The organism is Lentzea terrae, from assembly GCF_003265345.1.
Lineage (GTDB): Bacteria > Actinomycetota > Actinomycetes > Mycobacteriales > Pseudonocardiaceae > Lentzea > Lentzea terrae.
In genome coordinates this window covers 38874-63958 of the sequence record NZ_QFWW01000011.1, presented here as the reverse complement: position 1 = coordinate 63958, position 25085 = coordinate 38874, and the positions used below count along the sequence as shown (strand labels likewise).

The 25085-nt window shown below is 67.5% G+C and carries 18 protein-coding genes and 2 pseudogenes; 8 read left to right on the top strand and 12 right to left on the bottom strand.

Annotation, left to right across the window (positions count from 1 at the left end; translation table 11 throughout):
• From DI276_RS52140 to DI276_RS17695, 3 genes and pseudogenes are all read left to right on the top strand, one after another.
• Positions 1 to 412 (top strand): annotated as a pseudogene (locus DI276_RS52140) (ABC transporter ATP-binding protein); the annotation flags it as partial.
• Positions 409 to 1302, top strand: a complete 894-nt coding sequence (locus DI276_RS17700; RefSeq protein ID WP_112264661.1) for a carbohydrate ABC transporter permease — start codon at positions 409 to 411, stop codon at positions 1300 to 1302. The pseudogene DI276_RS52140 and the gene DI276_RS17700, both read left to right, overlap by 4 nt.
• Positions 1302 to 2126: a carbohydrate ABC transporter permease gene (locus DI276_RS17695; protein WP_112264659.1), complete on the top strand. Its 825-nt coding sequence runs from the start codon at positions 1302 to 1304 to the stop codon at positions 2124 to 2126. The genes DI276_RS17700 and DI276_RS17695 overlap by 1 nt, the downstream gene beginning before the upstream one ends.
• Before the next feature lie 172 nt (positions 2127 to 2298).
• Here DI276_RS17695 and DI276_RS49995 read toward each other — a convergent pair whose 3' ends face one another.
• Complete coding sequence (locus DI276_RS49995) at positions 2299 to 2454, bottom strand: hypothetical protein (RefSeq protein ID WP_157984772.1); 156 nt, start codon at positions 2452 to 2454, stop codon at positions 2299 to 2301.
• A gap of 428 nt (positions 2455 to 2882) precedes the next feature.
• On the opposite strand from DI276_RS49995, the gene DI276_RS52995 reads away from it, so the two are divergent.
• Positions 2883 to 3014 carry a hypothetical protein gene (locus DI276_RS52995; protein WP_269814268.1) on the top strand — a complete coding sequence of 44 codons (132 nt, stop codon included), beginning with the start codon at positions 2883 to 2885 and terminating at the stop codon, positions 3012 to 3014.
• Positions 3015 to 3338: 324 nt separating this feature from the next.
• Here the strand turns inward: DI276_RS52995 and DI276_RS17690 are convergent, their stop codons facing one another.
• The 5 genes from DI276_RS17690 to DI276_RS17670 form a co-directional block, all read right to left on the bottom strand.
• The gene (locus DI276_RS17690) at positions 3339 to 4097 is read right to left on the bottom strand and encodes an ABC transporter ATP-binding protein (RefSeq protein WP_112264657.1); all 759 of its coding nucleotides are present in this window, start codon (positions 4095 to 4097) and stop codon (positions 3339 to 3341) included.
• Between the two features lie 6 nt (positions 4098 to 4103).
• Complete coding sequence (locus DI276_RS17685) at positions 4104 to 5135, bottom strand: amidohydrolase family protein (RefSeq protein ID WP_198680727.1); 1032 nt, start codon at positions 5133 to 5135, stop codon at positions 4104 to 4106.
• A gap of 36 nt (positions 5136 to 5171) precedes the next feature.
• The gene (locus tag DI276_RS17680) at positions 5172 to 6140 is read right to left on the bottom strand and encodes an ABC transporter substrate-binding protein (RefSeq protein ID WP_157984771.1); all 969 of its coding nucleotides are present in this window, start codon (positions 6138 to 6140) and stop codon (positions 5172 to 5174) included.
• Entirely contained in the window at positions 6137 to 6889 is a 753-nt protein-coding gene (locus DI276_RS17675; protein ID WP_232836727.1) for an ABC transporter permease, read from the bottom strand. The genes DI276_RS17680 and DI276_RS17675 overlap by 4 nt, the downstream gene beginning before the upstream one ends.
• A gap of 98 nt (positions 6890 to 6987) precedes the next feature.
• Positions 6988 to 7731, bottom strand: a complete 744-nt coding sequence (locus tag DI276_RS17670; RefSeq protein WP_198680726.1) for an ABC transporter permease — start codon at positions 7729 to 7731, stop codon at positions 6988 to 6990.
• Between the two features lie 274 nt (positions 7732 to 8005).
• Here DI276_RS17670 and DI276_RS17665 point away from each other — a divergent pair, with 274 nt between their 5' ends.
• Positions 8006 to 8722, top strand: a complete 717-nt coding sequence (locus tag DI276_RS17665; protein ID WP_112264651.1) for a methyltransferase domain-containing protein — start codon at positions 8006 to 8008, stop codon at positions 8720 to 8722.
• 150 nt (positions 8723 to 8872) lie between these two features.
• Here DI276_RS17665 and DI276_RS17660 read toward each other — a convergent pair whose 3' ends face one another.
• On the bottom strand, positions 8873 to 9439 hold the full coding sequence (locus DI276_RS17660; RefSeq protein WP_198680725.1) for a DUF402 domain-containing protein: 567 nt from the start codon (positions 9437 to 9439) through the stop codon (positions 8873 to 8875).
• Positions 9440 to 9943: 504 nt separating this feature from the next.
• Here DI276_RS17660 and DI276_RS50975 point away from each other — a divergent pair.
• Positions 9944 to 10234 (top strand): hypothetical protein, encoded by a 291-nt coding sequence (locus DI276_RS50975; protein ID WP_198680724.1) that lies wholly within the window; start codon positions 9944 to 9946, stop codon positions 10232 to 10234.
• A 1667-nt stretch (positions 10235 to 11901) separates the two neighbouring features.
• Here the strand turns inward: DI276_RS50975 and DI276_RS17645 are convergent.
• From DI276_RS17645 to DI276_RS17630, 4 genes and pseudogenes are all read right to left on the bottom strand, one after another.
• Positions 11902 to 13376: pseudogene (locus DI276_RS17645) on the bottom strand (ISL3 family transposase).
• Positions 13377 to 13546: 170 nt separating this feature from the next.
• On the bottom strand, positions 13547 to 15316 hold the full coding sequence (locus DI276_RS17640) for a PLP-dependent aminotransferase family protein (protein ID WP_112264645.1): 1770 nt from the start codon (positions 15314 to 15316) through the stop codon (positions 13547 to 13549).
• Complete coding sequence (locus DI276_RS17635; RefSeq protein ID WP_157984770.1) at positions 15313 to 16731, bottom strand: M20/M25/M40 family metallo-hydrolase; 1419 nt, start codon at positions 16729 to 16731, stop codon at positions 15313 to 15315. Before DI276_RS17635 ends, DI276_RS17640 begins: the two co-directional genes overlap by 4 nt.
• 222 nt (positions 16732 to 16953) lie before the next feature.
• Complete coding sequence (locus DI276_RS17630) at positions 16954 to 17142, bottom strand: hypothetical protein (protein WP_112264641.1); 189 nt, start codon at positions 17140 to 17142, stop codon at positions 16954 to 16956.
• A 393-nt stretch (positions 17143 to 17535) separates the two neighbouring features.
• Here DI276_RS17630 and DI276_RS17625 point away from each other — a divergent pair, with 393 nt between their 5' ends.
• Positions 17536 to 18225: a hypothetical protein gene (locus DI276_RS17625; protein ID WP_112264639.1), complete on the top strand. Its 690-nt coding sequence runs from the start codon at positions 17536 to 17538 to the stop codon at positions 18223 to 18225.
• Between the two features lie 1272 nt (positions 18226 to 19497).
• On the opposite strand, the gene DI276_RS17620 is transcribed toward DI276_RS17625, so the two are convergent.
• Positions 19498 to 23178 carry a BTAD domain-containing putative transcriptional regulator gene (locus DI276_RS17620; protein WP_198680723.1) on the bottom strand — a complete coding sequence of 1227 codons (3681 nt, stop codon included), beginning with the start codon at positions 23176 to 23178 and terminating at the stop codon, positions 19498 to 19500.
• 258 nt (positions 23179 to 23436) lie between these two features.
• Between DI276_RS17620 and DI276_RS17615 the strand changes: the two genes are divergently transcribed.
• A complete protein-coding gene (locus tag DI276_RS17615; RefSeq protein WP_112264635.1) occupies positions 23437 to 24609 on the top strand; it encodes a hypothetical protein in 1173 nt (390 codons plus the stop codon).
• Positions 24610 to 25085 lie beyond the last annotated feature (476 nt).

Here is a 25085-nt window from a genome sequence, read left to right as displayed (position 1 = left end):
GCTCTCCGCCGGAAAGGTCCGCCAGATCGGCCCGCCGGTGGACATCTACGACCACCCCGCCGACACGTTCGTCGCGACCTTCATCGGGTCGCCGCCGATGAACCTCGTCTCGCGGAACGGGCACCTGGTCGGGTTCCGGCCGGAACACCTGTGGCCGGTGGAGAACATGCCGTCGAGCGGCTTCGTGCCGGTGCCACTGGCGGTGGACCGCGTCGAATACCTGTCCGGTGACCGCCACCTCTACGGGACCGCGTCCGGAATCGGCGAGGACACGCGGGTCGTCGCCCGCCTCCCTGCCACGGTGGACACCCCGATCGTGGTCGGCGAGACGCACGAGTTCGCCGTCCACCACAGCAGGTTGCGGTTCTTCGACGCGACCACGGGCCTGCGCACCGAGGCGGTGCGACTGTGAAGCCGAAGCTCGCCGATCGGCCGGGGGCACTCGCCTGGATCTTCCTGCTGCCGAGCGTGCTCTACATCGTCGCGCTGATCGCACTGCCGTTCGTGCTGGCGATCGCGTTCGCGCTGTCCGATGTCAGTGCGGGCGACCCGTCGTACGACTACGTCGGGCTGCTGAACTTCCGGCGCGCCTTCGACGACCCGGTGTTCTGGCGCTCACTGGGCAACACGTTCGTCTTCACGGCGATCTCGATGGTGCTGATCGTGGTGCTGGGCAAGGTGCTGGCCAACATCCTCGTCGCCGACTTCCGGGGCAAGTGGCTGGTGCGCTTCCTCGTGCTGCTGCCGTGGACCACACCGGTGGCGCTGTCGTCGATCTCGTGGCTGTGGTTGCTCGACTCGATCTACTCGCCGATCGACTGGGTGCTGCGGCAGTTCGGCGTCCTCGGACCTGGCGAGAACCTGTACTGGCTCGGGCAGCCGGGGCTGGCGATGACGTCCGTGATCGCCGTGCACGTGTGGCGGCTGACCCCGCTGGCGGCGGTGATCATGATGGCGGGACTGGTCGCCATTCCCAATGACATCAACGAGGCGGCGAAGGTCGACGGCGCGGGCTACTGGCGGCGAATGTTCGAGATCACCGTTCCGCTGGTGCTGCCGGTCGCGGCGGTCGCCGCCTTGTTCGGTGCGATCTTCACCTTCACCGACATGGCCGTCGTGCGCGTCCTGACGCGCGGGGGTCCCAACGACGCGACGCAGGTGCTGGCCAGCTGGGCGTTCTACCGCGGCATCGAGGGCGGCGACGTGGCACAGGGCGCGGCGGTGGCGCTCTTCCTGTTCCCGTTGCTGCTGGCCGCCGCGGTCGCAATTCTCCGCGTGGTGCGCCGGATCGAGGTGGGCTGATGGCTCGAGTGGGTCTGTACTTCGCCGCCGTACTGGTGGCTCTGCTCTGCGCAGGACCGTTCGTGTGGTCGCTGGTCACCGCGTTCAAGCAGAACCGCGACCTCTACGACCCGCGCAACAACCCGTTCTTGTTCAACCGGCCGGCGACGCCGGACCACGTGCTCTACCTGTTCACCGACACCGCCTTCACGACATTCGCGTGGAACACGTTGTGGGTCGGTGCACTGGTCGTGCTGATCACCCTGACCTTCGCTCTGCCCGCCGCCTACGCGCTAGCCCGGCTGGACCGTCCGTGGGCGGGCCCGTTGAGCATCGCGATCTTCCTGGTGTACCTGGTGCCGCCGAGCCTGCTCTTCCTGTCGTTGTCCCGGATGGTCGTCGGCGTCGGACTGCAGGACTCCACGTGGTCACTCGTGTTGATCTACCCGACGATCACGATCCCGGTGTCGGTGTGGCTGCTGATGGGCTTCCTCAAGGGAGTTCCGCGCGACATCGAGGAACAGGCGATGGTCGACGGGTACAGCAGGCTCGGTGCGTTCGCGCGCGCCGTCGTCCCGCTGGCCTTTCCGGGCATCGTCGCGGTCGTGGTCTTCACCTTCACGTTGACGGCCAGCGAGTTCATCTACGCGCTGGCTTTCGTGGCGCCGACGGACGAGATGCCGGTGAGCACCGGTGTACCCACCCAACTGGTGCGCGGGGACGTGTTCTTCTGGCAGTCGCTCCAGGCCGCCACCGTCCTCGTCGCGGTGCCGATCGCGTTCGTGTTCAACCTCTTCCTCGACCGGTTCATCGCAGGCTTCACGATGGGCGCGGTGAAAGGCTGATCCGACACGCGAGGTCGGGGTCGGCACCGGTGCGCCACAGTGCCCACGCCACAGCCGTCGCGTCCACGTCACGAAGCTTGGCGACAGGCGGCGGTACCGTCGCAAGTAGTTCATATCCCGAGGGCATGCGAGCAACCGTCGGGCAATGTGCCGATTCCGTCGAACGCGACGATCACCGGAAGCTCGGGAGGAACTGGCAAACTGCGAAATGGCTGCCCGCCGCGACGGCCTTCACCTCGACCACGACCTCACCGTCGCCCTCGACCGGATCGGAGAAATCCTCGTACCACGGCACGACCCCGAACTCGTGCAGGACCGCCGCTTTCACCGGCGACCATCCCCGCCCGGAGAGCAGCTCCCTGATCCAGTTCTGCCCCGCCCCATGACCCGCGGCGGCCTGACGTGATGCTTGTTCGGGTTGGGGAAGTCCGAGGCGAGCACAACCACGCCAGCGAGCACGCGCAGCAGCCCTGGGCCTGACAGCACCAGCGACAGGAATCCCTGCAGTCTGCTTCCACGTCCCCGAACAGACCATCGTGGACGGTCACAGTGGATCGGTTCGGAGAGCACACTTGGCGAGTTTCCAAGGCTGTTCTGGGTACTCGAAGGCATGACACAGTCAGAGGTAACAGACAAATGGTTCCCCTTCGAGTGAGGGAGCCTGTGGTAGTCGAGAAGGTGGTCACCGCTCGAGGCTGCTACGCCACGGTGCGCACAGTGCGCACGATCTGTGCGGTGATCGGCATCGTGTGCTGAGTGCTCGCCGCCGTCCTGCTGGTGCACGTCTTCCTCGTCGTGGTGGGCGCGAGCGTGAGCCTGTGCCGCTCGAAAAGTCATCGCCGCAGCGTGGCAACGCATCTGTCCCAGGCTGAGAGCATGCTCGGGTGAGCAACACCGACGCGGCGGACTAGCGGGCCGGCCAACGGCCGCCTCCACTGTCTGGAAGATCTTGAACGCAGCGGGCATCGACCCTGTGGGGTGCCAAAACATGGCTCAACGTGCCTGACCTGCGGATCACGCTGCTGCAGGTTCGTACTCGTTGATTCCCCACAGGGACAAGTACCCGACCAGGCAGATCGTCTGAGGGCGAAAACAACATGGTCGTATGTAGCCGACGTGCCAAAGACGACGAGACCTGACAATGGCCCGACCATTTCCCGTCGATCGACCTGCAAGCCCGCAGCAGCGTCGGTGTCTGGTTGGCAAGCACGGTCATCTTGTGGTGGCGCGGATCAGCCGGCCGACTCGGCCGCGGAGGTGGATGAACTCGGGCAGTTCCCGAGTGGTGATCTGGTCGCGTTGCCGTGGCAGGTCGACGGCGAGATCGCCGATCACTCGCCCGGGAGAGTGTCCGAGTACGACGACGCGGTCGCCGACGTACACGCTTTCGTCGATGTCGTGGGTGACCAGCAGGATGGTCATGCCGCGGTTCGCCCGGACGCTGAGGAGCAGGTCCTCCAGGTCCTCGCGGGTCTGGGCGTCAACGGAGCCGAACGGCTCGTCCATCAGCAGCAGGGTGGGCTGGTATGCCAAGGCACGTGCGATCGAGACGCGTTGCTGCATGCCACCGGAAAGCTGCCAGGGGTACTGCCGCGCCGCGTCGGCGAGCAGTACCGCTTCGAGTGCCTCGACCGCCGCCGCACGGCGGGCTCTGCGGCACATTCCGTTGCCCCGCAAGGGCAGGGCGACGTTGTCGCGGACCGACAGCCAGGGCAGCAGTGTGCGGGAGTAGTCCTGGAAGACCATGGCGAGGTTGTCCGGTGTGCCGTCGACCGGTGTGCCGTCGAGCCGGATCTGCCCGCTGGTTGGGCGGATCAGCCCGGCGATCGCGCGGAGCAGGGTGGACTTGCCGCACCCGGAGCGGCCCACAATGCTCACCAGTTCACCGTCGCCGACAATCAGAGTCACGTCTTCGAGGACGTTGGGGCCGGGCCGGCGATACGCGTGGGAGAGCTCTTCCACCTCCAGCATTGCCGGTCACAGACCGAAGAGCTGCTCGGCGTTCGTCTGGAAGAACGCCTTCTTGGCCGCGTCATCGATCGGCAGATCATCCTGGATGGACACTTCGTCGATCACGTACTGGTAGGGGTAGTCCATTGCGTAGAGCACCCGGTCATGGCCGAGCACGTCGCGGCAGAACATGATCGCCGGATGCCAGGCCATCCCGCTCGTGGTGACCCAGACATTCCTCCGCAGATAGTCGCTGGGCTTGCCGACGATCGGCCGTACGGCGTCGTACCTGCCCGAACGCACGGTGGCGGCATGCATGAAGTCCAGTCGGTAGAGCCAGAACGGCAACGCCTCTCCGAGGTGACCGAGTACGACCCTGAGCCGGGGGAACCGGTCGAACACGCCTGCGGTGATCAGGCGGAGCAGGTGCATCCCGGTCTCCACCGCGAACCCGTAGATCGCCCCGTCCAGGCCGGCTTCCAGCAACGGCTGGATCATGGTGCGGGGCGGTGTGGTGGGGTGCAGGTAGATCGGGCTGTCCAGCGCCTCGGCGGCCTCCAGGATGGGCCAGAACTTCTGGTCGTCCAGGTACTCGCCGTGGGTGTGCGAGTTGATGATCACGCCCTTGAAACCCAGGCTGACGCCGCGCTCGATTTCCCGGGCCGCGGCCGATGGGTCCTGCGGAGCGACCGCGGTCAGGCCTGTGAAGCGGTCGGGGTAACGCCGGCATGCCTCCGCGAGCCGATCATTGGCCACGGTCGCCATGGCCACCGCCTGGCCGGGAGCGAGCACCTGGACGCCAGGCGCGGTCAGCGAGATGACCTGCCGGGCGATGCCCGCGGCGTCCATGTCGGCGAGCCGTCGTTCGCCGAGATCCTGGAGGCGTTCGGCGACCGTCCTGGCCCGCTCGCCGCCGTGCCGGGCGTAGAAGCCGACCAGACTGACGAATCCAGGATCAAGATCCGTTCCGGTGTCGAGCATGTCCCGCCACAGTGTCATCAGCTCCGGGGTTGCGAACGCTTCCTCGGTGGCGATGCGCAGATAGTCGGCGTCCGTCACAGTCTCCTCCGTTCATCGGGGCGTTCGTCGGGCCGTTCACGGGAACATGCTGGAGACGTCGAAACGGTCGCTCAGCAAGCGTTGCTGTGTCATGAAGTCGGCGACCCGCTGAGCATCGGCCTTGTCCAGCGATGCCGAGAAGGTGCCGATGGTGATCGTGTTCGCCGTTTGCGGCGTCAACCCGCTGATGTAGCTCGGCAGCACCTGCGTCACCTCGTCACGGTTGTTCACCGCAAGCTCGTGGGCTCGCGTCATTGCCCGCTGGAAGGCGGCGACCGTCCGCGGGTTCTGGTTCGCGAACTGCTGTGTGGCGTGGTAGCAGCCGATCGGGAAGTCTTCGGTGGGACCGCCGATCGTGTCCAGCACGACCCGCGCCCCGAGCGTCTGCTTGAACTGAGCTCGGAACGGGTCGGTCGCGAATGACGCGTCGATCGACCCGTTCTGGAGAGCGGCGCCCATGGTGGGATAGGTGACGTCGACGAATCGCACGCTTGCCGGGTCGACGCCCGCCGATTCGAGCGCCGCACGGGTCAGCAGCGCCGGCAGACCCTTGCTGTTGATCATGCCGATGGTGGTGCCGGCGAGATCCCGCGGCACGTGGACGGCCGACGCCTTCGACGTCACGATGACGTACATGTCGCGCTTCGCCCGCGCGCTGGCGACGATGACGCGCAGCTTGAGCCCTTTGCTCGCGGCCGCAATCGGCGAGACATATCCGTTGTGGGCGATGTCGACCGCACCGGAGAGGTTCCGGGACACCGCCTCCTCCGAGCTGGCCAGGACCACCGGGGTGACGTTGAGTGCCTCGGCCTGGAAGAAACCCCTCTTGATGGCCAGGTAGACCGCGGCGGCGTCCCAGGTCGGCAGAACACCGACCTTGATGTCCGTCCTTTCCGGACCTTGCGCGTTCCCACCGTCCGGCGCGCCGGGTCCTCCGCAGGCGACGGCGAGCAGCGTCAGGAAGGCGATGCAGGCCTTCGCGAACCTGTGGCGAAGTGTTCTCACCGCGACTCCTCTGTGTTGTGGTACCAGCCGAGGATGCGCCGCTCGAACACCAGCAACGCCGTGTTCAGCAGATACCCCAGGGCGCCGAGCAGGACGATGGCGGACCACATCTCCGGCAGCTGAAAACTCTTTTTCGCGTTCGACAAGAAGAATCCGATGCCGTCGGTGGCACCGACCAGTTCGGACGTCACCATCAGGATGATCGACAGCGACAGGCTGATCCGCAGCCCCGCGAAGATCCTCGGGGCTGCGGCCGGAACGATGATCAGCAGCAGGCGCACCGGCCGACTCACCCCGAACACCCTGGCGATGTCGAGGTAGGAGGGCTCCACCTTCCGCGCGCCGTCCATGGTGTTGAGCAGGATCGGCCAGAGAACTCCGAAGATGATGACCGACACCCGCATGCTCGTGCTGAAGCCGAACAGCACGATGAACACCGGAATCAGCGTGGTCGCAGGGATCGACCGAGCAAAGTGGATCACTGGCTGGACGTACTCGATCGCGTACTTCGACCGGCCGAGCGCCACCCCGGCCGGAATGCCCATCACGGCCGCCAGTGCCCAACCGCCGAGCAGGCGCCCCAAGCTGGGCAACAGGTGATCGATCGCGGTCGGAGTCAGGAACCCCCGGCTCACCGGGCCGGAGAACCAGGTCTCGTACAGAGTCCTGGCAACGATGCCCGGCGGCGGAAAGTACGGTTCGTAGTCCGCCGCCACGACCGTGGTCGTGACGAACTGCCAGAGACCCACCACCACAAGCAAAACCGACCAGCGCAGTGCTGAACCGGCCAGAACGGAACCGGCTCGTCGTCCACCCACGGGGATGACAGCCCGGTCTCCTGGCGTGTTCACCCAGCCACTCCCAGCCGTTCGAAGTGCCACCGGAACGCACGGCGCTCGACGTACCGGAGCAGAACATCAATCACCAGGCCAAGTCCGCCCGTGACCACCACCGCGGCGAAGACATCGGCCGACCCGGCCGGATTCCCACTCGCGTCGAAGATGAACTGGCCCAACCCGTTGCCACCGCCACCGGAGATCAGTTCGGTGCTGATCGTGACGATGAGGGCAACCGAGGAAGCCAGCCGTACCCCCGTGGTCACGAACGGGGCAACACTCGGCAACCAGACCCGCAACAAGATCGCAGCCGGGCTCAGCCCGAAGCAGCGAGCCATGTCGCGAGCCAGTGGATCCACTTCGCCGGCGCCGTAGATGGTGTTGATCAGGATCGGCCAGATCGCCGCATACGCCGCCAACGTCCGTTCCATCTCGCCCTGATCGGAGATGACCAGCAACACCAACGGAACCAGTGCCACCGCCGGGATCGGCCGCAAGAACTCGACCAGGACCCGAGCAGCCGAATCCACCACCGGCAGGCTGCCGAGCAGAACCCCGGCGGGCACCGCGATCACGATCGCGATGAACAGACCGGAGGACCATCCGCCCAGGGTGAAGGCGACATCACGGAGGAACTCGCCATCCGTGAGCAGACTGCCGGCATGGGCGAGAACAGTGGAGGACGGCGGCAGGTACGACTGATCCACCAGACCCGCGCGACCGAAGAACTCGCCGATCAGCAACAGCACCAGCACGCCTGTCAATCCCCGTACCAGTGGCCCCACAGCGCCTCATCGCCCTCGGGCCAGATGGGCCGGAGCGGCCAGTGCCTGCACAGAGAGGTCTGCCAATTCGCACTCCCGCGCGGAGATTCACGCTCAGTATACAAATGATCACAGTCAGCGGCTATGGCCGCAGATTTCTGCCTCTCATGGCCGCTGACCGAACGCTTGCGATTGCGTTGGCGATGAGCGGACGTCGCCGCGTTGCCGGTGTCCTTGGCTCGTGGCACTCCGGCACGATGCTCGGATGAACGTGGGTCTCCCCGACCACCGCATAGTCGATCTCGGCACCGGAACCGGAGCACTGGCACGGGGTTTCGCTGCGGAGGGATGCCGGGTGACCGGGGTCGACGTCGCACCGGAGATGCTCGCGCAGGCTCGTGAGCAGGGCGCCGGTGCCGGGCTGGCAGTGACGTACCGGCTGGCCGCAGCCGAGGACACAGCTCTACCGGCCCACGTCTGGGACGTGGTGTCCGCCGGGCAGTGCTGGCACTGGTTCGACCGGCCGCGGGTCGCCGCCGAGGCCCGTCGGCTGCTGGTGGAGGACGGCGCGTTGGCCATCTGCTACCGCGACTACGTGACCACACCCGGCTCGGTCGCCGCGGCCAGTGAGGAACTGGTGCTCGCCCATCACCCCGGCTGGCCGTTGGCCAAGGGCATCGACAACCACCCGGGAGCGGTCCCCGAGGCGCTGCTCGCCATCGAGCAGGCCAGCCAGGAGGCGATGGACGAACTGAGAGCGACGCTGGAGGTGTTGCGCACCGACGACACCCTGGCCGGTGACGGACTCGTCGAGGGCGCCCGCAAGGCCGGTGTCCCGGTCACCGTGGCCGTCACCGGCTCGCCGTGCCCGCTTCCGGTCCCGGTCCAGCGCGCGATGACCAAACTTCGGGCTCGCGACCGGGCCCAACTCGTCGTCCTGGCCTACGAAACCGGTCTCGTCAGCCCTGCCGCCACGACCTGACGTCCGCCGCTTGGTCGCCCAGCAGGGGGACGGCGGCTCGTTCTCAGCAGTTCAATGCGCTGCCATGCCGCTGTGTGGATGACCTACCAACGTGCTGTCATGCCGATGAGCGGATGAGTGGTACAGGCCGGGGTGACAAGTGTCTAATGATCAGCCTGATGCGGTGACGATCGGCCCCAGTGGACTGGGTAACGCCGCCAGGTCGCGCAGTCGCTGGGGCGGGAAGCCGGTCCACGTCTCGCTGGGGTCGCGGGCGGCGTGCAGGTGCCGGTCGAGGAATCGTTGCCAGCGCCGCAGTCCGTCGACGGCGGTGGCGATGTCGAGGTGTCCTGCTTCGATCGCGTCGGCGAACTCGTCGAGGTCGAGCAACCGCTGATGGCGACCGTCGGTGGGTACCAGGACATCTGCGTAGAGGTCTCGGATGGTGATCGAGTCCTGTGTGGTCGAGACGTGTACGAGGTCCACGTACCAGGTGGTCGGTCCGGTCTGGTCGCGGTCGGTTCCGAGGGTGGACCGCCAGGCGGGGATGGACATGCTCACACCGAGGTCGAGCAACACGAACACGCGTTCCAGCAGCGTCCGACCGGGCCATGGGTCGAAGCTGTCCGGCGGTTGGAACTCGTAGGCGAGCGTGTCACCGAGGCGGATGCCGGGCAGCGGCCCGAACAACGGTGTCGGATCACCATGAGCGCCTCGCCAGACCTCAACCTGTTCCATGAACCATTCGTACCTGACACGGCGGAAGCATGCGGCAGTGTCCTCCGGAACGCGCACATCGTGGCCGACAATGTTGTTCGCAAGCACCTTCGTCGACAAACGCACGGTCATGCCGCGAGCCGGGCATTCCATGCCCACTCCCACGACCGATTGTCGGGCCAGCTTCTGCCCACCCGTCAGATCTGCTGATCAACGATCTAAGCCGCGGCGTGATCGTTCTGACCGATCAACCAGGCAGTCGGTGATGGCCGTGTGCACCGCAGGTGTCGCCCGGTGGGCTGCGGTGTCCACGCCCGGTGGGCTGCGGTGTCCACGCCCGCTGTGCCACCGTTGCCCCCGCCCGCGCCAGACCGCTGCCGACCTCGCCTGCCGGTTGGCCGGCCGTTCGTTTCTCGCGCCCACCGCCGCTCTCGCCGCCGCGACCGCCGCGCTCTCCGTCGGTGTGGGCTTTCTCCCTGTATCGGGAGCGGCGGCCGGGCTCGGCACCGTGGCCACCGCGCCGCCGTGTCCATACTGGCCGCCGCGGTCGTGCGGCCCGCAGCGGGCCGTGCCCTCGACGCCAGACGACTGAGCACCCGCAACGGTCTGCTGACCGGACTGGTCATCGCCGCCGCAGGGCTCGCCGCGGCGATGCTGTCCGGCCTCACCGGCGTCCTCTCCGCCGCCGCCCTCATCGGCGTCGGCACCGGGCTGATCACCCCGCCGGGCTTCGCCGCACTGGCCGCACCGACCCGGAGCAACGCATGGGACAGACCAGGGGTTCCGCGGAACTGGGCCGCGAGCTCGGCGACATAGGAGGACCACTGATCGTCGCCGGCGTCGCCAGCGCGTCAACTCTCGCGTTCGGCTATGCGGCACTCGCCCTCCTGCCGGGAGGGGCCTGCTGCTCGCACTGGCGGGACGCGTCCTCCGCGTGGCGCATACATGATCACCGCGCACCTGAGCGGAATGTTCGTCGTGGGCTCGCCGCCATGGGCAGAGCTGCGGCCTGCACGTGGTGCTCTACCAGCACGGGCCAGCCGCCGATCGGGTGTCGTCCGCCGATCGGAGAGCCGTGTCGGTCGATCGGACGACGTGTCATCCGATCGGGGGTCCTCGTTACAGACCGTAGCCCGATACCGGTGGGCCCCGAGCCTCCTGCAGAGTCTTGACCGTGCCATCCACCAGCAGTCGCGCGGCTGGCCGCCACCACTCAGACCGGCCTCGGTTTTGGCCGCACCAGAACCACGAAGCACGACAGACGGAACGCGGGAGAAAACCATGACCAGGGCTACACACAGCGCTGCGATCGCATCTGTCGTCGCTGCGATCGCGTTCGTCATCGCGTCCGGCGCCGCCATCGCTGAACCGGGCAACGGTCAGGGAGGCCCTGATCAAACTCCGCCCGGACAGAGCCACGAAACGACCACCGTGGCGCTGGAGCCGACGGCAAGTACCGGGACCAACGATCCCGGGCCACCGCCCCCCGGGTCCGTCGGACGGGCCGACGACAACACACCACGCGGGAACGGCGGCGGGCAGCACGGCGAGTCCGGCCACGAGTGCGACGACAACGGCGGCATCTGCAACAGCAACCCGGCGCACACCGGGTGCGCACCTACGACCAGTGTTCCGCCGACCCAGACCCCCACTCCCACAACCGAGGTACCTCCCATCCAGGAACCACCCACCCAGGAACCACCCACCCAGGAACCACCCACCCAGGAACCACCCACCCAGGAGCCACCCGCGGAGGAACCACCCGCGGAGGAGCCGCACGATGAGGACCCATCCGGCGAGGAGACGACGACCGTCGTCCAACCGCAGCCAGAAGAGCCCCCGGCCGCGGAAACGCCTGTCGGGGAGACCGTTGTGAAAGAGGCCGAGGAGCCTTCGTCCGAGAGCACGATCGTCGGAACACAGTCCGTCGAGAACGCGTCCGCGGCGTCGAGCGCAGTGGCCGGCCAAGACCTGGCGGACACGGGGGTAAGCCTGGCCGTACCCGGCCTTGCCGGACTCTCGCTGCTGGGTATCGGCTCCCTGCTTGTGCTCGCCTCCGGCCGGTCTGCCCGCCACCGGTCCTGACTATCGGACGAGTACTACCCAACAACCGGTACAAGATCGTGTCGCGGCTGACGTTGGCGAGCGCAGCCGCGCAACACGTTCGACGTGCAGGGAACTCGGATCCGTTCTGATTGCGACGCAACGGCTATCTGGTCCCGTGCGACTTCGGATCACATACGGGGTGCCACAGCCGTCCGAGTAGTCGCCGCCACCTCGGTGCGGTTTGGTCACAACGACGGGTGGCACCACGCGAGCACGTCCACGGTCAGGCCACGCGCTGCCACCCGCCCATCGGCGAATGGCGCCGGCGCGCCAGATTCGGCTGGCCTGTCCAGCTCGTAACCGATCTTGCTGGAGGGCGTGAGGGTGTTCACGTCTGGTGTCACACAACAGATCGCGAACACCCTTCGCGGGGCTGCCTACATGATCCTCTTGGTGCGGGTGTTGACGCCTTCGGTGCGGCCGTCGTGGTAGGGCAGGGTGACGGCACCGTCCACAGCGGACCGGTCGATCTCGATGCCGTTGGTGAGACTGTGTAGATGCGGCAGATCAGCGGCGCGAACCTGCGCGATCCACTCGGTGAGCTTCACGTCGTTGCCCGCGGTCGGTTTCAGCAGTGCGGCGAAGCCGCGTATCAGACTGGCGAGTGCGGTCATCTCCGGGCAGGCTGCGGCGATTTTCTCCAGCAGGGCGGTGTCGTTCGGGCGCAGGTTCTCAGGTTTGGTGAGCAGGAGGCGGCTGGCGTGACGGGCGGTCATGACGGGGCGATCGCCGTCGGCTCGGCCCTGGTTGAGGTAGCGGACCAGCAGGTTGGCACTGCCGGTGTAGCCCAGTTCGCGGATCTCCGCGAGCAGCCGGGTGACAGGGACCGCGGGATCGGCCGCGCGGCGGGCACGCAGATGATCACGGTAGGGGTTGACCAGGGTCGGACGGTAGGTCGGGGTGATGCGCAGGGCCTGAGGCTCGGGCATGCGGGCGTAGCGTTTGACCGTGTTCAAAGCCACGCCGAGGCGGCGGGCGCAGTCGAGCAGCCCGACCCCGTGGCCGAGTAAATCGTGGACCTTGTTCCAGCGTTCGCGCGTGGTCTGCTCGTGAACGCCGCCTGGGCGGGGCGGGTTGACGGTGGCCCAGCACCCGGCGTGCGCGCGGACCTCGAGCAGAACCTTGTCACAGAGATTCCGCCACAAGTGCCATCGGTCACTGACCTGCACCGCACCCGGCAGAGCGCGGCGGACAGCTTCAGCGTAGGTGGCCGAGCCGTCCCGGCACACGACCTCGACACCGGGGTGCTCACGCAGCCACGACTCCAGGGTGGCCGCGTCGCGACCGGGCAGGACCGCGACACGTCGGCCGGTCTCGGCATCGATGATGATCGTGGCGTAGCGCTGGCGGCGACGCAGGCGAAGTCGTCCACGCCGATCACCCGCGGAATCATCAACCGGGGCAGCGGCAGGCACCGCAGACGGCGCAACGCGGCGCTACGGGACACGGGCACAGCGAGCAAGCCGGCCAGGCGTGCCGCCGCCCGGCCACACAACTCCTGCGCCACATGGGAAATCTGCCGGACAAGCCGCACCGTGCGGCGCTGATGGCGTTCCAACAATCCGGGAATCTGTTCCCGGAACGTCTGCCTCGGACAGTTCCGAGCCGGGCAGACCAGCCGCCGTATGCGCAGGCGGACGACAACTTGGCGGCCATCGACCGGCACGTCCTTCACCGTCCGGTGGTGATACCCGTGCACCTTCGCCGTCGCAGTGCCGCAGGCCGGACACGGCACGGCCACATCCCGAGTGCAAGCCGTGACCACCACCATGCCACTGCCGTCCGTCACGTCCTCGACAACCAACGCTGACAGTCCGGAGAACACCGTCCCCACAAGGGAATCCACAGCCATCACAAGATCATGATCGTGATCAGCTACTCGCCGTCACCACCGACTACGAGCCAGAGCCGCTCGATTGACAGACCCTTTTGATACCCCGCAGCCAAAGAGCGGCCCAGGACCGTGCGCTTGTGGCGTCCTGGGCCGCGCTTCGGATCATCTGGTTGAGATGGGTGTTGTCGTTACGCGAAGCCTCGGTCGCCGAAGGGGTTGACCGCTTCGAGGGTTATACCGTCGAAAGTCTGGGTCGGGGCTACGAAGGGCTCCTTGATCTTCAGGTTGAATGCGTCCGGGTCGTGCAGGTCGGCGATGAACGCGTCGATCTTGTCCTGCGTCGCCGACGACATCAGGAAGACGTGGGCTATCTCCGCTTTGGTCTCCGGTTTGCCCGGTGTCATCAGCATCGTGACCGTAGACAGCGACCACTTCGCCACGATCCGCGCGTTAGGTTTGCGGAACCGCACCGTGATCGCCAGCGGGCTGCGGGCTACCTGGAGGAAGCCCTTCTCCTTCTTGTGCTTCTTGATCCAGTACTCCTCCAGCCGCGCGAGCTGCTGCTCCAGGTACCCGGCCATCCGGTAGGCGTGGGTGATCAGTGAGACCTGCCGGTCATGCGGGTGTTTCGCCAGGTGGTCCCACAGCACAATCGGCGAGAAACCATTGCGGGAACCCGCGAACGTGGTGTCCAGCGAACCGATGTACTCGGCCTTGTCCGGCGGCTGCATCTGGTACTTGACCTTCGTCATGAACACGCCCGTGGGGAACGGCGCGCCCATCCACTTGTGGCCGCTGACCGCGATCGACGACACCATGTCCTTGGTGACGTTCCCCGACTTCGACGTGACGCCGAAGTCGAACTTCGGGATCTCGCTGTCCGGCTTGAACGCGTACTTGTGCTCGTCGGCCGCCATGTGCAGGAACGGGACGTAGCCCGCGCCGAGCGCGCCGTCAACGTGGATCCAGAAGCCGCGGCGTTTGTGCTTCGCGCCGCCGGTGTAGGTGACCTCACGCTCGTGCAGCTTGTGCTTGACGAACACCGGCAGCAGGGTGTCGCAGACCTTCTGCACGTCGTCCAGCGCGCCCTTGAAAGTGCTGCCGAAGTTGAGGCTCACGATGATCGGGTGGCCCTTGCCCGCGAAGTAGTCCACCAGGACCTTGAGCTTGCCGATGTCGATGCGGCCCGAGCCGTACGTCGACGGCTTGTTGTCCGGACCAGACTCGGACGGCACCTCGTCAGTCCAAGAGCCGCCCAGTGGATTCGTGTACTCCCCCTCGTGCTCACGGCCATACTGGCCGAACGTCCTCAGGTCGAGTACCCGGACGGCCTTGGCGAACGAGTAATGCGTGTCCTCCGAGTAGAACACGATCGGTTTGTAGGCGTTGGGGTTGCGCGGATCAGGCACCGGCTGGTCGTACGTGTGCGTGCCCGGCTTCTCGTCATCGGTGATCAGCAACCTTCCGGCGAGGTAGTCGCGGGCGTTCCACAGGGCGTACATGTTGCCCTCGGTCGAGCCCATGCTGAGCACGTAGCCCCAACAGGACTCCTTGTTGTCGTGGTTGTACGGCTCGCCGTGCCACAGCTTGGCGAAGTAGTTCAGAACCGCTTGCTCGACGACCTTGGTGTTGACCTTGTAGCCGCCGATCTGGAACGGGTCGCCCAGGTTGTTCAGGTGGTGCTTGAGGAACCTGGCCAGATCCTCCTGGTACCCGTTCATGTCCTCGGTGACCTGGTAGCCCAGCATGTGGTCGCGTTTGTGGTCGAGATAGGCCGCCAGGGTGTTCAACGCGTTGACCCGCGCGGCCGGACTCAATCCCCGCTCGCCCAAGGCGAATTGCTTCGGGTCGGGTGCGGTGGGCGGTATCGGATTCCACACGTCCTGCATCGGGATGGAGACGTCATCCCAGAACATCTCCAACGCCTGGAGCTCCTCGCGGCCTTCGAGCTGCGTCACATTGCACCTCCGTTGTGGTGACCGGCCTTGCCGATCCGGTCCAGCAGAAGAACTTCCGCCGTCGCCATCGCCTGCAGTTCGGCGTGGCTGACGCTCTCGTCCGGGCCGTGGATGCCGCACTTCGGCTCCTCGCAGCCCCACAACACGATGTCCGCGTTCGGGTTGACGACCTGGAACGCGTGCACGAGCGGGATCGAGCCGCCCTGGCCCGCCCGTTCAACCTTGACCGAGCCGGGGTAGGCGGCTTTGAGCGCCTGTTCGACCAACGGGAAGTAGGTGCCATTCGGGTTGGCGGAGAAGCCGTACGCCGTGATGCCGGGTGTCGTCTCCACCTGCACGCCCCACGGCACATGCGCCTTCAGGTGGTCGATCAGCGCCCTTTGCGCGGCGGCCGGGTCCTGGGTCGGTGCGGTGCGCATGCTGATCCGGGCGGATGCCTTGTCGCGCAACACGTTCGCCGACTTGTTGGGCTGCGGCAGGCCCGCGTCGAGGCCGACGACGTTGACCGACGCCTTGCCGTACAGGCGTTGCGCGAGGGTGCCGGTGCCGACGAACCGAACGCCGTCGAGCATCGCGGCCTCCTCATGCAACCGGGTCTCGTCCACGGCCGGCCACGGCAGGTCGTCGACGGCGAGACCCTTGACGGCGACGTCGCCGTTCGCGTCGTGCAGTGTGGACAGCATGCGCACGAGACACGTGAACGCGTCGGGGACCGGCCCGCCGTACATTCCACTGTGGACGGGCTTGCGCAGGGTGTGCACGGTGACATCGACCGTGACGACGCCGCGCAGGGTCGTGGTGACGGTGGGCCTGGCCAGGGCGACGTTGCCGGTGTCAGCGACGATGATGAGGTCCGCCTTGAACCTCTGGTCGTCCGGATGGGCGATCAGGTAGTCCTCCAGCAGGCCGGTGCCGTTCTCCTCCTCGCCCTCCAGCATCAGCTTGAGGTGCACGGGCAGCTTGCCGCCGAATGCCCGTGCGACGGCCAGGTGCAGCATCACGCCGGACTTGTCGTCGGCCGCACCCCTGCCGTAGAGGCGTTTGTCCGTCCCGCAGAGGACTTCCTTCGGCGCGAACGGTTCGGTGACATGCCAGCCCGCCTTGTTCGCGGGCTGCACGTCGTAGTGGGCGTACAGCAGAACGGTGGGCGAGTTCACCGGTCCAGCCTTGTCTGCGTACACCAGCGGGGTGAGCGGTTTTCCTTGGTGGGTAAGAGAAAGCTCGCCCGCTTCGGTGATGTGCGCCTCCTGGAAGAGCTTGACGATCGCCTGACGCGCCTCGGCGACGTCCGGCGAGGGGAAGACACTGGGGATGCGTACCAGGTCGGCGAGGTCACGCCACAGGCCGGGCATGAGGCCGGCGACGGCCTTGGCCAGGTCGGTGTCGCTGCCGAGGTCGATCACGTTGTGAGTCATCGCATGTCCTTCGGTCCCGGGGTTGCTCCGAGCGTGCCCCGAAGTCGTGCGGTTGAAAGGAATTCGCCGCGAGACCACCCAGAGGAACCACCTGACGGGTGAGCTGCGGCCGAACGGGTCGCTATCCGCGTGCATCTGGTGCCCGAAAGCCTTCCGTGGCTTGAATTCCGTTCGGGTCTGCAGTGATTCGGCCCGGCAGACAACAGACCTCAGGCGTCGTTGTCACTCCCGATGCAGGACGGCCAGGGCAAGGCTCGCAAGGGCTTCCCGGTGGACGGGCACGATTGCGGACATCGCGTGGGTGGTGATCAGCGCGCAGGTGATGACGGTCCTGCCCGCTCTCGGCGTCGACGGCAGCGCCATCACCGCGGCCACCGCCGCCGAGCACGCAAGCAATGCCGTGAGTTTCATCGGCCTCATCTCTTTCCCTCGACAGTGGAACAGGTGTCCACCTGACGTGGTTTCTACGATGCGGGGCCGATCGCATTGGTTGCCGCGTTCACGCATTCGCGCGAACGGAAGCCATTGCGCCCCTTCTTGAGCAAGCACGTCCACCGGCACTACTGATCCCGGCCAGCTCCTTCTGTGCTGGATGTCGACGTTGCGTGGTCGTCGTGATTGGTCACCCACCTGACCGGGTTCTGGGGTTGGACGATCGGGGGGCAGCGCTGGCGAATAAGACGTGGGGTGGGTGCACTTGAAGTGGCATCCCGACTTCGGGTGTGCAACGCGGTGCCCTGGACACAAGGGCAACAGCACCCCAGATGGGGGGCTCTACCGCGCCACGGCAGAAAGGATTTCGCTGTGTCCACTTTCGCTGACGGTATCGACGCGTGTACAGGGTCAGGATCGGGCGGCGAGTACGGGTTCTGGTTCTACAAGCGCGACCAGGCTGTCAAGACCGACAAGGACGGCGAACGCGCGGTCATGGGACCGAGCGACATCACCGCGAGGGAGGCGTGGCCGGCGTTGAATGGCACGCCGTTCGCCAACCAGATCGACGACGCCGTGTTCTCCAGCAGCGGGTTCTGGTTCTTCAAGGGCAACCACGCCATCAAGACCGACAGTTCGGGCAACCATGTCGTGAAGGCCACCAACGACGTCACCAGCCCTGGTTACTGGCAGGGGTTGGCGGGCACGGAGTTCGCCCAGGGCATCGACGCGGCCACCGAGTCCGGCCCCGGTGGCGAGTACGGGTTCTGGTTCTTCCGCGGCGCCAAGGCGATCAAGCTCGACAAGCACGGCGAGTCGGTCGAGATTGGTCCGACGAGGATCACCTCTGACGAGGCGTGGCCCGCGCTGGCGGGCACGCCACTCGAGTCCGGTGTCGACGCCGCGCTGTTCTCAAGTAGTGGCTTTTGGTTCTTCAAGGGCAACCAGGCCATCAAGACTGACAAGTCCGGTCGCGACATCGTCCGGCACGGCCTGATCAGCGCGGCCGGCAACTGGCCCGGCCTGAACGTCAGCGCCGACCGGCGGGTCGCCGCGAGGTAGCGCCCACGTCCCGTAGCCACGCAGCGACGACTGTGCACACGGGATAGCACCAGATCAGATCAGAACGCGCAGCGGACGGTGCGACCCGCACCGTCCGCTGTTCGACGGAGGCTCCGCGGCCGCGCACGACATCATCACCGCCGACCAAGCGATCGACGGGCATGTGCTGATCTTCGCAGGCGACGCCGCCGACCGTCACCCGGCCGCTCCAGCGGCGGGTATCCACCGACGGAGGACCGCGTAACTTGACTGCGGGACATAGGTTTCCGTGTGACTGCTCAACGGGCGACCGGTGTCCGTGCTAGTTGATCTGAGGAGCACGAACTCGGCGTAGCCGATGACCTCGAAGGTCACTTGAGGGCCAGTAGGCACCGCCACAGCTTCACCTGGGTGGACGTGCTCAGGTCAGCACCGCACCGCGGAGCGCCCTGGGTCGATCCCGGCGACAAGATCACCACACCGCGGGACTGAACCATGCTCTTCGACCTGCTCGTCAACGCGTTGATCGACACCGTCCACCACCACGCTCGTCCGCGCTGCGCTGCTGGTCAGCTGCACCCTCCCCGCTCACCACGCCGACCACGCCGGTGACGACACACCACGGCCCACAGTCCACTAGGACGATACGGGTCCGTTCAGTTGGCTTATTGCTACTTCATTTGCCTAAGTGCCGGGAGATCCCAGGTTGCTTGTCAGCGCCGCAGCCAGGCGGCTGCGGCCAGGATCGGCGTGGTCCCGGCGGTGGCCGCGACGCCGAGTGTGGTGTCGGTGGTCAGGTCCAGCGAACGGTCTTCATCAGCAGGGTGAGGATCTCACTGCCTAGCTGCCGCTCCAGATTTGCTCCACATTGCTCAGCGTGAGACCCAGCGGAGAGCGCAAGCGCATGGGGCGCAAGAGATGCATGCGCGGCGGCACCTCCCGATCCCGCCGGGTCCAGCCGCAGCTCCCATCGACCTGGTCCCATTCGTCAATCACCACCTCCGGCAACCGCGCGGAGCAGGCAACAGATCGCCGTCAAGCCGAACACTCACGACACGCAGGGCCGGGGGATCCGGTCACCACCGCCACCGGCCGGAGGTCTTCCCCAGCGGTCACACCCAGTCCTCCGTGGTCACGTACGCGACACTGCTGGTGCTCTGCAAGAGCCACAGCGCGGCGAAGACCTGGGAGACGGTGAGGTAGGCGAAGCGGACCGGCACAGCCGCGATCATGCCGGACGATGAGCACTACCCGCCGACGCCTGCTGACCTGCACGGACGCATTTCTCGGCACCTACAGGGCCAGGCCCACGCCGTGCACGGCGTTGACCAGACCTTCCCGCCCGTCCACGCCCAACTTCCGGCACGCGCTGCCCAGGTGCTGCTCGACGGTGCCACGGGTGACGAACAACGCCTCGGCGATGTCCTGGTCGCTCAGGCCGGTGGCCGCCATCGACACGATCTGGTGCTCGCTCGCGGTCAGCCCGGCGGTCGTCTCCTGGCGCGGCTCCTGTGGTGCCGCGCCTGCCTGGCGGAGCGCGTGCAGGGTATCGGCGACCAGTGCCCTCGCTCCGCACCGCTGTGCCAGGTCCAGCGCTCGGCCGAGGGATCTCACGGCTCGCTCGGTATCGCCGTGGTGCAGCCAGGCCCGTCCCTCGTCGGTCAGTGCCCTGGCCAGTTCCAGGCGTGCCGGGGAACGGTCCAGCTCGGCCACGGCCTGGCCGAGTAACGCCAGGCCCGGCTCGCCGCCGGTGACCACGCCGAGGCAGCGCAGGCTGACACCGACACAGCGCGCCGTGCCCCAGCGCCGCGAGCGCGCCAGCTCCGCGGTGGCCATCTCGATCGCGGCGTTCCGCTGCCCCAGCGCGGCGTAGGCAAGGGCCGCTTGGGACTGCCAGGCCACCACACTGGGATTGACCAGGCCCGCACTGTCCAGGTGGTTGCCGCACTCCAGGAACGCGGCCAGTGCCGAGGCGCTGTCGCCGAGTGCCAGCCGCAACCGGCCCCGCGCCAGCAGGAAGCCTCCCCGGTCCCACAGCGCACCCGCCACGTCGTTGCCCTGGTAGTCGCTCAGGACCTGGCCCGCCCGGTCCAGTTCGCCCTGGTCGATCAGGGCGTTGACGATCAGTCCCACGAACGGCAACGCGGAGTACCCCAGGTCGGCGGGCGTCAGCTCCAGCACGGCACTGGCCCGCATCAGCGCCTCGGGCAGGTCACCGCGCCGCGCCGCGACGGTGGCCGATCCGTACCGCGCCAGCAGGGACAACCAGGCCGGGCCGTCCCGTCGCCCCTGCTCGGCCATCTCGTCGAACCAGCCTGCCGCCTCCGCCAACCGGTCACCGCAGGACAGCACGAAGATGGCCAGCGGGAACAGCGCGCCCGTCGGCGCGTTGACCTGCAACCCCGAACGCAGTGCCCGGCCGACGAGTTCCACCGCGTGCTCGGCGCCCCCGTTGCCTGCCAGCGAGTGCACGGCCAGGGCCGCCAGCAGCGCCCGCTCCCCCGCCGTCTCACCCGCCAAACCGTCGACGTCCAACTCCGCCAAGTGCTTTTCGACCACGGGGTACGTCGTGGTCGTCTCGTAGCCGACCTGGATGAGCTGAGCCTTCAGCGCCATTCGCAGTTCGCGGACCGGACCGCCGTCGGTCGTGTCCGGTAGCTCGCACAGCGCGTCCTCCAGGACGTCGACGGCGTCGTCACCGCACTTGGCGACGTGCAGTGCCGCGGCGAGCAAGCCCGCGACCCGTGCACGCTCGCTGGTATCCCGCGTCAGCGCGAGGCCCTCACGCAGGTGCCGAGCCGAGGCAGCGGGGTTGTACTGGAACTCGTCGATGCCGAGGGCGATCACCATCCGTCGCCGGGTCGCGTCGTCCAACCTCACCCGCAGGGCGCGCTTCAGGTACCCGGCGGCGATGTCGGGCGCTCCCCTGCCCCGCGCGACCCGAGCCGCGTCCTGCAGCGCCGCGACCGGCCAGTCGGACTCGAACTCGTTGCCCAGCAACAGGTGTGCGGCGACCATCTCGCTCGGTGCGCCGTTGTGGTGCAGCGCCCTGGCCGCCCTGGAGTGGGCAGCGGCGAGTTCGTCCGGGGTCAGCAGGCCGGTCAACAGCCCATCGCGCACCATCGGATACCGGAAGGTCCACGGGCGCTGCTCCCCGATCACGTCGAGGTGCCGCAGTCGCCGGACCTGCTCGACCACTTCCAGCTCGCCCAGATCGCACACCTGCGCCGCCAGCGGTGCGGTCGCCGCTTCGCCGAGCACCGCGAGCGCCGTGGCGACCCTGACCGTCCGAGTGTCCTGCCGGGCGAGCTCGGCGATGCTGTCGCGGACCAGCCGCCGCGCGCCGAAAGCCCACACCTGGTCCGGGTCGTCGATCTTGGCGCCGCCACGCCGCAGGTGCCGTAACAGCTCGTCGAGGAACATCGGGTTGCCTGCCGACACGTCGTGGCAGGCGCCGCAGACCGCTTCCGTGGTGTCGGCGCCCAACACCCGCCGAACCAGGCCGGCCACACCGCGCCGCGTCAGCGGCCCGAGCTCCAGTACGTCGCAGTCGGGACGCGCCATGATGTCGGCCAGCGGGTCCGCCGCGTCATCGCCGCCGGTGGACACGGTCAGCACCAGGGCGACCGGAAGCCCGTCGAGGCGGCGGCTGAGGTACGACAACCACCGCAGCGACGGCACGTCACACGACTCGACGTCGTCCAGGACGAGAACCAGCGGACCGGCGGCGGACAGGTTGACCAGGAACCAGTACAGCGCGTGCAGCAGCGCCTGGGCCGACGGCTGCCGTGCCTCGTCCGGCTCGGGCTCCGGCCCCTGGGCGAGCGCCTGCGCGGCGAGCTCGCCCGGACCGTGCAGCAACCGCGACCGCTCGTCGTCACCGGCCGCCGCCAGCACCCGCTCGAAGAGCTGCCGCACTGCCGCCAAGGCGAAGTTCCGCTCCTCGGGAGCGCAGATCGCCCGCAGCACCCGTGTCCCACGAGAGCGCTCCCGGTGGACCCATTCGTCGATCAGCGCGCTCTTGCCGATCCCGACCGGCCCCGCGACGCAGGCGAGCCGGGATCGCCCGGCTCGGACGTCGTCGCCCAGGAGGGCCAGCTCGGCCAGTTCGGCCTGCCGGTCCGTCAACGCCTGCCGATCCGCGGTGGGCCGCGTGCCCTCCGGCGGGTGGTCGATCGTGCCCGGCCCCGCCGCAGGCCCGCTGGGTGCCACCACCGGCTCGTCCGGCTGGTCCGGCTCGCCACGCAGGATCCGGTCGTGCAGCGCACGCAGCCGCGCCCCCGGTTCGATGCCGAGGTTCTCGACCAGTTCGAGCCTGGCGGTCCGATAGGCGCTCATCGCCTCGGCCCGCCGCCCGCACTCGATCAGCGCGGTGACGAGCTGAACGTGGATGTGCTCCCGCAGCGGGTGTTCCCTGGCGAGCTGGCGAAGCTCGGGTACCAGTTCCTCGTGCCTGCCCAGCGCGAGATCGGCGTCCGCCCGCCACTCCACGGCCTGCACCCGCGACTCGGCCAGTCGTGCCCCGTGGTCCCGGTGGAGCAGTTCGGAGGGCACGTCGACCAGCGGATCACCGCGCCACAGCCGGAGCGCCCCGCTCAGGTGGTCGGCCGCCGCGGCCCAGTCGCCCGCGCGAGAGGCCGCGCGGCCGATCCCGCAGCGGGTGGTGAAGACGGCGACGTCGAACTCCTCGTCCGCGACCTCGAGGAGGTAGCCCAGTTCCTGCGTGCGCAGACGGGCACCCACCAACGGGCCCAGGGAGTGTCGCAACCGCATGACGTGGTTCTGCAGTGCCGCAACGGCGCCGCGCGGCGGTTGTCCGTCCCACACCAACTCGGCCAGCGCCGCGGTGGACACCACCGTGTTCGCGCGCAACAGCAGTGCGGCCAGCAGAACCCGCTGCCGTGGAGCACTGATTAACAGTTGCCGGTGATCGTCGTCGTGGACGAGCACCGGCCCGAGCAATCCGAAGTGCACGAAGTTCTCCAACGGCGGCAACGGCGACGCCCGGCCGTCGCGTGATGATCATAGCGAAGATCAAGCGCGGGCAGAACGGATCGGTGAGCGCCTTGTGAGTGCGCGGAGAGCGGTTCGTGATCGCCTCCCACCAACCTGGGCGCGAACTCACCGCCACCCGTCGTCGACGGCGGGTGGCGGCCGAAACGAGAAGGAGACACCGTGCTTTCCTGCACTCACGGTCGACGTCGGGGCAGATATGTCGCCCCGGTCCTGTCCATGATCGTCGCGTTCGCGTTGTCGGTGCCCGCGGTCGCCCAGGCAGCACCATCGGAGACCACGGCGCCCGCCTCCGTCGATCTCTACGCGCCGGAGTCGCCGTCCGGCGCCCCGGCCGCCCGGAAGCCGGCTCCGCGAGCCGCGAAGCCGGCCCGGACCTCGACTCCCAGCAAGGACAGTGGTCCGGTCAAGCACTGCGTGGCCTCGGTCGTCACCCACACCTCCACCTGCTACCAGACCTTCCGGGAAGCCATCGACAAGGCGACCGGCGGGCTGATCACCGACGCGCCGGTGGCCGCCGCAGAGCTGAGCAAGGCCGACGTCGCCAAGGTGAACGCCGCCGACGTGCCGCTCGTGGAGATCGGCTACAGCGGTACCAACTTCACCGGCTCCACCTTCACCATCAGCGGAACCGACTGCGCGGGCGGCGGCACCTGGTACATCCACAATCTGGCTGACTACGGGTGGGACGACGCCTTCAGTTCCGTCAAGACCTTCAGCCAGTGCTTCGCCACCCACTACCTGGATCCCAACGAGCGCGGCAGCTACTACCAGTGGTACGCCGACACGCCGCTGGCCGACTTCGGTGGCGGCTGGAACCGCCAGATCAGTTCGATCTCGTGGGTCAACGGCCCGTCCGTCAATCACCTGCTCGACGCCTGCGGCCGCAACACCGACTCCTGCGACTTCCGCGCGAACCCCGGCGTGAGCGAGAGCTACAGCGACTTCCACGAGGTCGCGAAGGCGAACAACTGTGCCTCGACGACCCAGACCGGCTCGGTGTCCTGGTCGGACACGACGGGTGGCAAGTACACCGTCGGGGTGGAGGTCTCCGTGACCGCCGGCTTCAAGGTCGAGGCCCTGGCGAAGCTGGAGGCGACGGTCAAGACCTCGTTCAGCAGGGAGTGGTCGTGGGGGCACACCTTCAGCCGCACCGACAACTTCAGCGTCCCGCCGGGAAGGGCCATCGCCCTGCAACGGGCCACCAAGCTGCAAAGCGTCGGCGGCAGCTACGAGCTGCACTTCGGCAGCAGGTGGTGGGGCCACTACATCTGGTACATCAGCCCCTTCGTCGGAACGGGCCCGGTGCCGCAGGACGGCGGTGTGACCCGCTGGATCGAGTCCTCCGCGAACTGCCCTGCCGGCAAGAACGGCACGCTGACGATCGGGTGATCCGCGGCTGACCGACGAACGCGCCGAACGGTCGAGAGCGAGAACTCGCTCTCGACCGTTCGGCGCGCGGAGAGCTGTGCGTGCCGAAAACCTCATCCATGCTTGGGCGGAGAGAAATTCGCGCCAGGTGGGGCCGGATCTACCCGGTGGCCGAGCCGAGCCAGCTCGCCTTGGATCCCGTCGATGTCCCCACCGCGGGTTCTCTGCCGCAAGCCGGAGCACGAGCGTCTTGATCGCGGCTCGGCTGGGTGGACGTCCGGTGCGTCGTCGCGTGGTGTGGTCCCACTTCCAGGCGATGAACCTGCAGTGCCAGCCGTGCACCGTGCCGGGCGTGACTGGGGAACCCTTGCGCCAACGCGAACGAGGTATCAGCCTGGACAGGGCCGCGAACCAGAATCGGTCCGCCGGCTCGCAACGGACCGGGCCGGCGTGCCGCAGCACAAGCAGCTCCACGTCCTTCGCCGCTTCACCGCGGA

Coding starts and splice junctions, on each gene's coding strand:
- DI276_RS17660 (WP_198680725.1), bottom strand. CDS start 9,439: ATGGAACAGGTTGAGGTCTGGCGAGGCGCTCATGGTGATCCGACACCG.
- DI276_RS17665 (WP_112264651.1), top strand. CDS start 8,006: ATGAACGTGGGTCTCCCCGACCACCGCATAGTCGATCTCGGCACCGGA.
- DI276_RS17630 (WP_112264641.1), bottom strand. CDS start 17,142: ATGAAACTCACGGCATTGCTTGCGTGCTCGGCGGCGGTGGCCGCGGTG.
- DI276_RS17690 (WP_112264657.1), bottom strand. CDS start 4,097: ATGCTGGAGGTGGAAGAGCTCTCCCACGCGTATCGCCGGCCCGGCCCC.
- DI276_RS17615 (WP_112264635.1), top strand. CDS start 23,437: ATGATCGTCGCGTTCGCGTTGTCGGTGCCCGCGGTCGCCCAGGCAGCA.
- DI276_RS17695 (WP_112264659.1), top strand. CDS start 1,302: ATGGCTCGAGTGGGTCTGTACTTCGCCGCCGTACTGGTGGCTCTGCTC.
- DI276_RS17635 (WP_157984770.1), bottom strand. CDS start 16,731: ATGACTCACAACGTGATCGACCTCGGCAGCGACACCGACCTGGCCAAG.